This is a genomic window from Burkholderia sp. BE12 (assembly GCF_002959955.1).
Taxonomy (GTDB): domain Bacteria; phylum Pseudomonadota; class Gammaproteobacteria; order Burkholderiales; family Burkholderiaceae; genus Burkholderia.
Map to the genome: position 1 here is coordinate 54,457 of NZ_PREY01000040.1, position 10,913 is coordinate 65,369.

At 69.6% G+C, this 10,913-nt stretch carries 11 protein-coding genes and 1 pseudogene; 6 read left to right on the plus strand and 6 right to left on the minus strand.

What is annotated here, in order from left to right; translation table 11 throughout:
- Nucleotides 1–4: 4 nt before the first annotated feature.
- From rqpR to C4B30_RS31025, 3 genes are all read left to right on the plus strand, one after another.
- The gene (rqpR, locus tag C4B30_RS31015; RefSeq protein ID WP_027785703.1) at nucleotides 5–661 is read left to right on the plus strand and encodes a response regulator transcription factor RqpR; all 657 of its coding nucleotides are present in this window, start codon (nucleotides 5–7) and stop codon (nucleotides 659–661) included.
- Nucleotides 662–874: 213 nt separating this feature from the next.
- Nucleotides 875–2,281, plus strand: coding sequence for an amino acid permease (locus C4B30_RS31020; RefSeq protein WP_027785704.1), 1,407 nt, complete (start codon nucleotides 875–877; stop codon nucleotides 2,279–2,281).
- A 254-nt stretch (nucleotides 2,282–2,535) separates the two neighbouring features.
- Nucleotides 2,536–3,561, plus strand: coding sequence for an XdhC family protein (locus C4B30_RS31025; RefSeq protein WP_027785705.1), 1,026 nt, complete (start codon nucleotides 2,536–2,538; stop codon nucleotides 3,559–3,561).
- A gap of 69 nt (nucleotides 3,562–3,630) precedes the next feature.
- On the opposite strand, the gene C4B30_RS31030 is transcribed toward C4B30_RS31025, so the two are convergent.
- From C4B30_RS31030 to fliE, 6 genes are all read right to left on the minus strand, one after another.
- Complete coding sequence (locus C4B30_RS31030; RefSeq protein ID WP_027785706.1) at nucleotides 3,631–4,365, minus strand: PepSY-associated TM helix domain-containing protein; 735 nt, start codon at nucleotides 4,363–4,365, stop codon at nucleotides 3,631–3,633.
- Nucleotides 4,366–4,635: 270 nt separating this feature from the next.
- The gene (locus C4B30_RS31035; protein ID WP_027785707.1) at nucleotides 4,636–4,953 is read right to left on the minus strand and encodes an EscU/YscU/HrcU family type III secretion system export apparatus switch protein; all 318 of its coding nucleotides are present in this window, start codon (nucleotides 4,951–4,953) and stop codon (nucleotides 4,636–4,638) included.
- On the minus strand, nucleotides 4,950–6,302 hold the full coding sequence (gene fliK / locus C4B30_RS31040) for a flagellar hook-length control protein FliK (protein WP_027785708.1): 1,353 nt from the start codon (nucleotides 6,300–6,302) through the stop codon (nucleotides 4,950–4,952). Before fliK ends, C4B30_RS31035 begins: the two co-directional genes overlap by 4 nt.
- Before the next feature lie 162 nt (nucleotides 6,303–6,464).
- A complete protein-coding gene (locus tag C4B30_RS31045) occupies nucleotides 6,465–6,797 on the minus strand; it encodes a flagellar protein FliT (RefSeq protein WP_027785709.1) in 333 nt (110 codons plus the stop codon).
- Nucleotides 6,794–7,228 (minus strand): flagellar export chaperone FliS, encoded by a 435-nt coding sequence (gene fliS, locus C4B30_RS31050; RefSeq protein ID WP_006486995.1) that lies wholly within the window; start codon nucleotides 7,226–7,228, stop codon nucleotides 6,794–6,796. Before fliS ends, C4B30_RS31045 begins: the two co-directional genes overlap by 4 nt.
- Nucleotides 7,229–7,500: 272 nt before the next feature.
- Nucleotides 7,501–7,845, minus strand: coding sequence for a flagellar hook-basal body complex protein FliE (fliE, locus tag C4B30_RS31055; protein WP_006486991.1), 345 nt, complete (start codon nucleotides 7,843–7,845; stop codon nucleotides 7,501–7,503).
- Between the two features lie 248 nt (nucleotides 7,846–8,093).
- On the opposite strand from fliE, the gene fliF reads away from it, so the two are divergent.
- From fliF to C4B30_RS31075, 3 genes and pseudogenes are all read left to right on the plus strand, one after another.
- A complete protein-coding gene (gene fliF / locus C4B30_RS31065) occupies nucleotides 8,094–9,857 on the plus strand; it encodes a flagellar basal-body MS-ring/collar protein FliF (protein ID WP_027785710.1) in 1,764 nt (587 codons plus the stop codon).
- Nucleotides 9,847–10,842 (plus strand): flagellar motor switch protein FliG, encoded by a 996-nt coding sequence (gene fliG / locus C4B30_RS31070; RefSeq protein ID WP_027785711.1) that lies wholly within the window; start codon nucleotides 9,847–9,849, stop codon nucleotides 10,840–10,842. The genes fliF and fliG overlap by 11 nt, the downstream gene beginning before the upstream one ends.
- A pseudogene (locus tag C4B30_RS31075) lies at nucleotides 10,835–10,913 on the plus strand (flagellar assembly protein FliH); the annotation flags it as partial. The gene fliG and the pseudogene C4B30_RS31075, both read left to right, overlap by 8 nt.

The following is a 10,913-nucleotide window of genomic DNA, read 5'->3' on the forward strand; positions in this document are numbered from 1 at the left end:
CGCGATGAGCCTGAACATCCTGCTCGTGGACGATCATGCGATCGTCCGGCAAGGGATCCGCCAGTTGCTGATCGACCGCGGCGTCGCGCGCGACGTGACCGAGGCCGAGTGCGGCGGCGACGCGATGGCCGCCGTCGACAAGCAGGAATTCGACGTGATCCTGCTCGACATCTCGCTGCCCGACACGAACGGCATCGAGGTGCTCAAGCGCCTCAAGCGCAAGCCGACGCGCGCGCCCGTGCTGATGTTCTCGATGTACCGCGAGGACCAGTACGCGGTGCGCGCGCTGAAGGCCGGCGCGGCCGGCTACCTGTCGAAGACGGTCAACGCCGCGCAGATGATCGGCGCGATCCAGCAGGTCGCGGCCGGCCGCAAGTACGTGAGCCCCGCGATGGCCGAGGCGCTCGCCGAATACGTGTCGTTCGAGAACGAACCGCTGCCGCACGAGAAGCTGTCGGACCGCGAATACCAGACGCTCTGCATGCTCGCGTCGGGCAAGCGGCTCACCGATATCGCGAACACGCTGTCGCTGTCGGTGAAGACGGTGAGCGTGTACCGGTCGCGGCTGCTCGAGAAGATGCGGCTGTCGAACAACGCGGAACTCACGTTCTACGTGATGAGCAACCGGCTCGTCGACATGGCGCCCGCGGCCGGCGCCTGATCCCCAGCCAACCCGAATTCGTCCGATCCGGCGTAGCAGCGCACGCCGCGCCGCACCCAGCCGCGCCCGTTTCGCGCACAAACGCTTGTTTTATCGGACGATTGCGCCGCGCGCCGCTGCGCCGCCGCGGGGCTGGCACGCCAAATCGGCTAAAATTATGGGTTTTCACTTAGTTGGCGCGCCGTGCCCGCGCGTGCCGGCGATTCATCCGCAATGTCCCTCTTCCGCAAGAAAAACGTCGATCGCATGATCGCCGGCGCGCAAGCCGCCGGGCTCAAGAAAGCGCTCGGCGCGATCGACCTCACCTTCCTCGGCATCGGCGCGATCATCGGCACCGGCATCTTCGTGCTGACCGGCACCGGCGCCGTCCAGGCCGGCCCGGCGCTGATGCTGTCGTTCGTGATCGCCGCGATCGCGTGCGGCCTCGCCGCGCTGTCGTACGCGGAGTTCGCCTCGACGATCCCCGTCGCCGGCTCGATCTACACGTATTCGTACGCGACGCTCGGCGAGCTCGTCGCGTGGATCATCGGCTGGGATCTGATGCTCGAGTACGGCCTCGCGTCGTCGGCCGTGTCGGTCGGCTGGTCGGGCTACCTGCAGTCGCTGCTGCAGGGCTTCGGGCTGTCGCTGCCGGCCGTGCTGACGGCCGCGCCCGGCGCGGTGCCAGGCGTCACCACGTGGTTCAACCTGCCCGCGTTCCTCGTGATGATCGTGATCACGACGCTGCTGTCGATCGGCATCCGCGAGTCGACCCGCATCAACAACATCATGGTGTTCATCAAGGTGTCGGTCGTGCTGCTCGTGATCGCGGTCGGCGTGTTCCACGTGACGCCCGCGAACTGGAAGCCGTTCATGCCGCACGGCTGGAACGGCGTGTTCGGCGCGGCGGCCGTGATGTTCTTCGCGTTCATCGGCTTCGACGCGGTGTCGTCGGCGGCCGAGGAAGTGAAGAATCCGAAGCGCGACCTGCCGATCGGCATCATCGCATCGCTCGCGGTGTGCGCGGTGCTGTACGTGACGGTCGCCGCGGTCGCGACCGGCATCGTGCCGTCGGCCCAGTACGCGAACATCTCGCATCCGATCTCGTACGCGCTGCAGGTCGCCGGCGAGAAGTGGGTGGCGGGCTTCATCGATCTCGGCGCGGTGCTCGGCATGCTGACCGTGATCCTCGTGATGAGCTACGGCCAGACGCGCGTGATCTTCGCGATGTCGCGCGACGGGCTGCTGCCGGCCGCGCTGTCGCGCGTGCATCCGCGTTTTGCGACGCCGTTCCTGACGACCTGGCTGGTCGGCCTGTTCTTCGGGCTGATCGCCGCGCTCGTGCCGCTCAACGTGCTCGCCGAGCTGATCAACATCGGCACGCTCGCGGCATTCTCGATGGTGTCGATCGCCGTGCTCGTGCTGCGCCGCACGCACCCCGAACTGCCGCGCGCGTTCCGCTGCCCGGGCGTGCCCGTGGTGCCGATCCTCGCGGTCGCGTCGTGCCTGTTCCTGATGCTGAACCTGCAGCCCGTCACGTGGGCCGCGTTCGGCATCTGGCTCGTGATCGGCCTCGTGATCTACGCGCTGTACTCGCGGCACCACTCGAAGCTCGCGCACGGCCACCCCGACGCGCACTGAGCGCCGCCATGGCGCGCCTTCCGCGGTGCGCCATGACGAACCCACGCGGGGCCGGCTCCGGCCCCGCACGCCCCTCTCTCCCGCACTCTCGGCCACCGCGCGATCACTGTCCGATCGTCGCGATGTCTTGCCCGATCCTCCGGATTTGCCTGCGCCCGCCGGCGCGCCGCCTGCACGCGCGCGCCGCGCGGTTCATAATTCCGCCATCGAACGACGGCGCCGCGCGGCGGGCCGTCCGGCAACAGGAAAAAACGATGGAAAGCGTCGATCTCGATGTACTGAAATCCAGCGCGCGCTGGCTCGAAGAAGGGCGCCGCGTGCTGCTCGTGACGGTCGTGAAGACGTGGGGCTCGTCGCCGCGCCCCGAAGGCGCGATGCTCGCGGTGCGCGAGGACGGCCTCGTGGTCGGCTCCGTGTCCGGCGGGTGCATCGAGGACGACCTGATCGCCCGCGTACATGCGAGCGGCATCGCGGCCGATGCGCGCCCGGAAGCGCTCAAGTACGGCGTGACGGCCGAGGAGGCGCACCGCTTCGGGCTGCCTTGCGGCGGCACAATCCAGCTCGTGCTCGAACCGCTCACGCGCGACAGCGGGATCGCCGCGCTGTGCGCCGAGGTCGAGGGCGGCCGCCTCGTCACGCGCACGATGACGCTCGCGACCGGCCGCGCATCGCTGTCGCCCGCGCAGGCGACCGACGGGCTCGCCTTCGACGGCGAGCGGCTCGTGACGATCCACGGGCCGCGCTACCGGATGCTCGTGATCGGCGCCGGCCAGTTGTCGCGCTATCTGTGCCAGATCGCGGTCGGGCTCGACTACCAGGTGACGGTCTGCGATCCGCGCGAGGAATACACGGATGCGTGGGACGTGCCGGGCACGCGCGTCGTCCACACGATGCCCGACGATACGGTGCTCGACATGAAGCTCGATGCGCGTTCGGCCGTGATCGCGCTCACGCACGACCCGAAGCTCGACGATCTCGCGCTGATGGAGGCGCTGAAGACGCCCGCGTTCTACGTGGGCGCGCTCGGCTCGCGGCGCAACAACGCAGCGCGGCGCGAGCGGCTGCGCGAATTCGATCTGAACGAAGTGGAACTGGCCCGGCTGCACGGGCCGGCCGGCATCTACATCGGCAGCCGGACGCCGCCGGAAATCGCGATCTCGATCCTCGCCGAGATCACCGCCGCGAAGAACAACGTGTCGCTGCCGACGATCCTGCAGGTCGAAGGCGCGAAGGCCGCGCGCGAAATCGCGGCGAACAGCGGCGCGGCCTGCGGGCTCTGACCCGCGGCGGCGGGCGGTAACGCTCGCGTCGGGCTCGGCCGCATGCCGCTGCCCCGGCGCGGACGTCGCTCAGGTCAGGCCGGCCGCCAGCGCGGCGGCAACCGAACCGACCACCAGCACGACGCCGACCGTGCGGCGCTTGTTCAGCTCGGTCCACAGCAGCACGCCCGTCAGCGACAGCAGGATCAGCGAGCCTGCGATCGTATCCATCAGCAGCACCCAGCCGAGATTCATCCCGACGCCGCGATGCAGGTTGTTCAGCGTCGTCAGGAACGTGTTGCCCGTGCGTTTCACCGACACGTAGCCGTTGCCGACCCAGTACTCGGCCTGCAGGTTCTGGTGCGGCCCGAACACGCCGAATTGCCAGTGCTCGGGCTGCATCACGCGCTTGTCGCCCCACGCGACGGCCTGCGCGGGTTCCTTGCGCATGCGGCCTGGCTTGCCGTCGAAATGCAGCTCCCGCTGCAGCCATTTCGTCATCGCGGCGGGCGTCTTCGGCACCGGATCCGGCAGCGCGATCTGCATCTCCTCGACCTGCGGCTCGCCGGTCGAGATCTTCAGCGGCGGTGCGCGGTGGTTCAGCAGCACACCGGTCACGCCGAACAGCAGCCCGAGCACCGCGCCCCACAGCCCGACCCAGCCGTGCACCTTGCGCAGCCACTTGATGAAAGTCGCGCGCCGCGAGCGCTGACGGCGCGCGGCCAGCTCGTCGTCGTTCAGCGGGCGGCCCGCCGGGTGCAGTACGGTGATGCCGGCGCGCGGCATGCCCGTCTTGGGCGGGTCGATCGTTTCGGGCGCGTTCACGCGAAAGTATCCATTCGTTCAAAACGACGGGCGGCGCGCAGGAAGTGCGCGCCGCCCGGGCAGCATGAAAATGAGAATGGATATCATTACACAAATTGAAAGCCGACTCAATCCGTCCGCGCACGAAGCGGCAGGTCCGGCGTGCGCGAGAACGCGGACGAAATGCACTTTTTGCAGCGCGATGACGATCGATAGACCGAAAATGCCGGCAAAACGGTGCCCGCAAGCCGCGGACAGCCGTTCGTAAGAAGCCGCCCGACGTCAGCCCGTTCAGCGCAACGGCGGCAACGGAAACCGCGGCGCGGCCTCGTCCGGCGCGGGCTCGGTGCGATCGAGCGCGTACAGCCACGCGAGCAGGTCCGCGACCGCCTGATAGAGCTGCGGCGGAATCCGGTCGTCGAGATCGACCTGCATCAGCAGCGACACCATCTCCGGCGCCGTATGCACGTACAGCCCCGCGTCGTGCGCGCGCGCGACGATCATCTCGGCGAGCACCCCGTAACCCTTCGCCACCACGCGCGGCGCCGCATCGCCGCCTTTCGGATCGTAGACGAGCGCGGCCGCGCGCTTGCGGGACGTCATGCTCATCGCAGCGCCTCGTCATCGTCGCCCGGCACCCGTGCGCCGGGGCCGCCGGCCGCGCCGCGCGCGTATGCGGCGGCGGCTGCCTGCGCGGCGAACAGGTCGAAGCCGTCGGGCCCGTCGTCGACCGCACGGATCGACAGCCCGCCCACCCTGAGCCCGGATCCCTCGAGCCGCTGCCGTAGCGCGGCTTCGTTGCGCGCGAGACGGTCGGCGCCCGTCTGGTTCGCGCGCAACCGCGCGACGAGCTGCGCGCCGTTCAGCACCAGCTCGGCATCGACCGTACCGAGCGACGGCAGCGTCAGCGTCAGGCGCGTTCGCCACGCGATACCGTCGCCCGTGTCGTCGTCGCCGCCGCGCGGTGCGCGATGGCCCGGCTCGTCGGGTTCGATCGTCCAGTCGAGCCGCGCGCCGGGCCACGCCTCGCCGGTCCAGCGAAACTGGTCGGTCGCGAGCGCATCGAGCTGCTGCCGAACGAGCGGCACGGCGGCCGGGTGCACGGTCGCGAGCGGCGACGCCTGCGAATCGGACGATGCGGCGGCCAGCTCGGCACGCGCGGGCGTCCAGCGCGTATCGGCGTGCGCCGCCAGCGGATCGGCGAGGTCGGCCGGCAACGATGCGCCCTGCCGGGCCGCCGTCGGCGCGGCCTGCGCAAGATCGTGCGCAGGCGCGCCGCCTTGGGCCGGCGGTGGCGCGCTGGCCCGTGCGGCGGCCGGCAGCGACGGGCGCTGCGCGAGCAGTTCGTCGAGCACGTCGGTCGGCTCGTGCGGAACGGCTTCCGGCTCGGCCGGCGCGAGCGCGGTCGCGAGGCGTGCCTGCGGCTCGCGCAGCAGCGCCGCGAGCGGACGCTGGCCGGCCAGCCACTGCGCCAGATGGGATTCGTAGAAGAGGCCGCTTTCACTCACGGCCTGCGCGAGCGCCGCGCGCAACGCCACGGCCTGCGGCGGCGCGGCCGCATCGCGCACCGCCGCGGCGGGCGACGCTTCAGCGGAAGCCGGCGTGGAAGATGCAGCGGAACCGGACGCAGCCGGCACGGGCGCGGGCACGGGCGTATCGGCGAGCAGCACGGCGGGATCGGCCAGCAGCGGCAGCCGCCCGACGATCGCCGGCGTCGCATCGCCGCCCGAGCGCGAGATCGCGTCGAGCGCGCGCCCGACCTCGGACAGCGCGGTCTGCGTGGAAGCAGGCGGCGCGGCGGGCGGGCTGCCGGCCGGCGGCGGGGACGACGCGCCGGCGCCCGGCGTGCCGACCTGCGAGGTCGCGCCGCCGCCGGCGGGCGCCGATACGGTGCCGGTCAGCAGGCTGTCGAGACGGCTCGCCAGCAGTGCGGCCGCAACGGAGTCGATACCGGTCATGATCGGAGCCTGCTCACCTTCGGGTCCGTTCCGTATGCAAGCGGACCCTGCACGTCGTTGCGAATGCGGGCGCGGCACGCACGCCGGTGCCGCCCGCGGGAACAGCGCGCGCCGCGTGCGGCACCGGGCCCGGGCGCCTCGCCCGTCTCCCGGAACACGGCCCTACCCGCGCGCGCGATAGAGATCGGTCAATACCTGGGTCGAGCGCCGCGCCTCGAACAGCGCGGACAGCCGCGCGACGTCCGGGCTCGCGAGATCGCGGATCGCGGCGTCGTCGGCCAGGATGCGACGGATCAGGTCGAGCTTGCGGCCGAGATCCGATTCGTCGAGCGCGACGCCCGGATCGGCCTCCTTCAACCCGTCGACGAGCTGCATGAATTCGGCCTGCAACCCCGGCAACGCGCTCCAGTCGGCATCGCGCGCGGCGCACAGCATCCGGCCCGACACGGCGGCGAGCGCCTCGTAACGCGCGAAGTATTCGGCCTTGTGACTCATCGTGATGCTTCCGCTACCTGTTGCGCGGCCATCCGCGCGACTTCCGGGGCGATGCCCGTCCATGCTTCCTCGAGCGTCGCGAGCAAGCCGTCGACCTCGACCAGCATCGCGTCGCTCGCCTGCGCGTTCGCTTCCAGCAAACGCCGGCCGATATACGCATACAGCGCATTGAGCCGGTCGGCGATCTCGCCGCCCGCGTCGCGGTTCAGCGACGCCTGCAGGCCGCTCTCGACGATCCGGATCGCCTTGCCGATCGCTTCGCCGCGCCCGGCTACGTTGTCCTGCTGCAAATGCATGCGCGCCAGCGCGATCGCCTGCCGCGCGCCCTGGTACAGCATCGCGATCAGCCGGTGCGGGGAGGCGCCCATCACCCCGGTCTCGACGCCGACACGCGCGTACGCACTGGCTCCAGCGTGTCCTGGGGAAAACATGCGCTTCTCCTTTTACTTGCCTTGGGCTGTACGGGAGCCGCCGTCGTGCGTCGCACGGCGCGGCCTTCACCGAGTTATCGGAAGGGATTTGAAAAGCTTTAGGTGCGCCGGGGCTGCCGTCGGGCAAGCGATGTCGGCCCGCCGGCCCCGTTCCGCAAGCGCCGAACCGTCCCGGGATGCCCGTCGTCGGCCGACCGGCCCCGGATGCCCGTCGTCGGATGTCCGCCCCCGGATGCCCGTCGCCGGATGCGCGCCCCCGGATGCCCGTCGCCTCACACCGACATCTGCATGATGTCGTTGTAAGCGCTCACTAGCTTGTTGCGGACCTGGAGCCCGAACTGGAAGCCGATATTGGCTTTCTGCATGTCGACCATCACGTCGTTCAGCGAGATGTTCGGCGCGCCGACCTCGAACGCCTTCGCCTCGCCGAGCGCGTGCTGCTGGTCGCCGCTGATCTTGTCGAGCGACGCCTTCATCGCGCTCGCGAACGTGCCGGCCGTCGCCGCGCCCGAGCCGGCCAGCGCCGCCGTCGGGCTCGCGACGCCGCCGGACGCCTGCGCGGCCATCGACTGCATCTGTTGCAACACCGAACCGATTCCGCTGACGTTCGCAGTCATGCTGTCCCCAGACATAGAGAAGAAACCCGGACGCACCGGGTGATCCGCCGGCGCCGCACCACGCGCACCATGCCGGATCGCGAAAAAGGATAGCAGCGCGGCGCGCGTCAAAGCCGAGAAAGTACGGGGGAAACCCCGCTCTTTTCGGTCGATCGGAGTGCGCCGCGGGTCACGATAATCGCATCGTGTCATTGTCCGCCCGCTCGTCCGAGCGAGCTCAGTCGTCCCGCTCCGGAGAAACTCGACGCATGGATTCGCAGGCCAACTCGCTGATCAACCCAGACGCCCGCGCGGGCCTCAGCCCGGCGCCCGCCACCGCCGCGGCCGCCGCGTTGCCGGGCGCGGGCGGCGCGGGCGCGGACTTCGGGCTTGGCGGCTTCGCGGAACGCATTCCCGGCATCTCGCGGATGAAGGGCAACCCGAAGCTGCCGTTCGTGATCGCCGTCGCGTTCGCGATCGCCGCGATCACCGCGCTCGTGCTGTGGAGCCGGGCGCCCGACTACCGCGTGCTGTACAGCAACCTGTCGGACCGCGACGGCGGCGCGATCATTGCCGCACTCCAGCAGGCAAACGTTCCCTACAAGTTCGCCGATGCCGGCGGCGCGATCCTCGTGCCGTCGAGCCAGGTGCACGAAACGCGCCTGAAGCTCGCCGCGATGGGGCTGCCGAAGGGCGGCTCGGTCGGCTTCGAGCTGATGGACAACCAGAAATTCGGCATCAGCCAGTTCGCCGAGCAGATCAATTACCAACGCGCGCTCGAAGGCGAGCTGCAGCGCACCATCGAATCGATCAATGCCGTGCGCGGCGCGCGCGTGCATCTCGCGATCCCGAAGCCGTCGGTGTTCGTGCGCGACAAGGAAGCGCCGAGCGCGTCGGTGTTCGTCGACCTCTACCCGGGCCGCGTGCTCGACGAGGGTCAGGTGCAGGCGATCACGCGGATGGTGTCGTCCGGCGTGCCCGACATGCCGGCGAAGAACGTGACGATCGTCGACCAGGACGGCAACCTGCTGACCCAGACCGCATCCGCCTCCGGCCTCGACGCGAGCCAGCTCAAGTACGTGCAGCAGGTCGAACACAACACGCAGAAGCGCATCGACGCGATCCTCGCGCCGATCTTCGGCGCCGGCAACGCGCGCTCGCAGGTCAGCGCGGATCTCGATTTCTCGAAGATCGAGCAGACGTCGGAAAGCTACGGCCCGAACGGCACGCCGCAGCAGGCTGCGATCCGCAGCCAGCAGACCAGCAGCGCGACCGAACTCGCGCAGGGCGGCGCGTCGGGCGTGCCGGGCGCGCTGTCGAACACGCCGCCGCAGCCGGCTTCCGCGCCGATCGTCGCCGGCAACGGCCAGAACGGGCCGCAGACGACGCCGGTCAGCGACCGCAAGGACCAGACGACCAACTACGAGCTCGACAAGACGATCCGCCATCTCGAACAGCCGATGGGCAGCGTGAAGCGGCTGTCGGTCGCGGTCGTCGTCAACTACCAGCCGATCGCCGACGCGAAGGGCCACGTGACGATGCAGCCGCTGCCGCCCGCGAAGCTCGCGCAGGTCGAACAGCTCGTGAAGGACGCGATGGGCTACGACGAGAAGCGCGGCGACTCGGTGAACGTCGTGAACAGCGCGTTCTCGACCGTGAGCGACCCGTACACCGACCTGCCGTGGTGGCGCCAGCCCGACATGATCGCGATGGCGAAGGAAGCCGCGAAGTGGCTCGGCATCGCGGCGGCCGCGGCGGCGCTCTACTTCATGTTCGTGCGCCCGGCGATGCGCCGCGCGTTTCCTGCGCCCGAGCCGGCCGCGCCGGCGCTCGCGGCGCCGGACGACGCGCTCGCGCTCGACGGCCTGCCCGCGCCGGAAAAGGCGGCGGAGGAAGTCGATCCGCTGCTGCTGGGCTTCGAAAACGAGAAGAACCGCTACGAACGCAACCTCGACTACGCGCGCACGATCGCCCGCCAGGATCCGAAGATCGTCGCCACCGTCGTGAAGAACTGGGTGTCCGATGAACGCTGAAGGCTTGACCAAGAGCGCGCTGCTGCTGATGTCGATCGGCGAGGAAGAGGCCGCGCAGGTATTCAAGTTCCTCGCGCCGCGCGAGGTCCAGAAGATCGGCGCCGCGATGGCCGCGCTGAAGAACGTCACGCGCGAGCAGGTCGAGGACGTGCTGCAGGAGTTCGTCAAGGAAGCCGAGCAGCACACCGCGCTGTCGCTCGATTCGAGCGAGTACATCCGCTCGGTGCTGACGAAGGCGCTCGGCGAGGACAAGGCCGGCGTGCTGATCGACCGCATCCTGCAGGGCAGCGACACGAGCGGCATCGAGGGCCTGAAATGGATGGATTCGGGCGCGGTGGCCGAACTGATCAAGAACGAGCATCCGCAGATCATCGCGACGATCCTCGTGCACCTCGACCGCGACCAGGCGTCCGAAATCGCGTCGTGCTTCACCGAACGGCTGCGTAACGACGTGCTGCTGCGGATCGCGACGCTCGACGGCATCCAGCCGGCCGCGCTGCGCGAGCTCGACGACGTGCTGACGGGCCTGCTGTCCGGCAGCGACAACCTGAAGCGCAGCCCGATGGGCGGCATCCGCACGGCGGCCGAGATCCTGAACTTCATGACGAGCGTGCACGAGGAAGGCGTCCTCGAAAGCGTGCGCCAGTACGACGCCGATCTCGCGCAGAAGATCATCGACCAGATGTTCGTGTTCGAGAACCTGCTCGAGCTCGAGGATCGCGCGATCCAGATGGTGCTCAAGGAAGTCGAGTCGGAAACGCTGATCGTCGCGCTGAAGGGTGCGCCGCCGGCGCTGCGCCAGAAGTTCCTGGCGAACATGTCGCAGCGCGCGGCCGAACTGCTCGCCGAGGATCTCGACGCGCGCGGCCCGGTGCGCGTGTCCGAAGTCGAGACGCAGCAGCGCCGCATCCTGCAGATCGTGCGCAACCTCGCCGAGAGCGGCCAGATCGCGATCGGCGGCAAGGCGGAAGACGCGTATGTCTGATTCGGCGAGCGATCGCGTGGGCACCCTCACCGCATACCAGCGGTGGGAGATGGCGTCGTTCGACCCGCCGC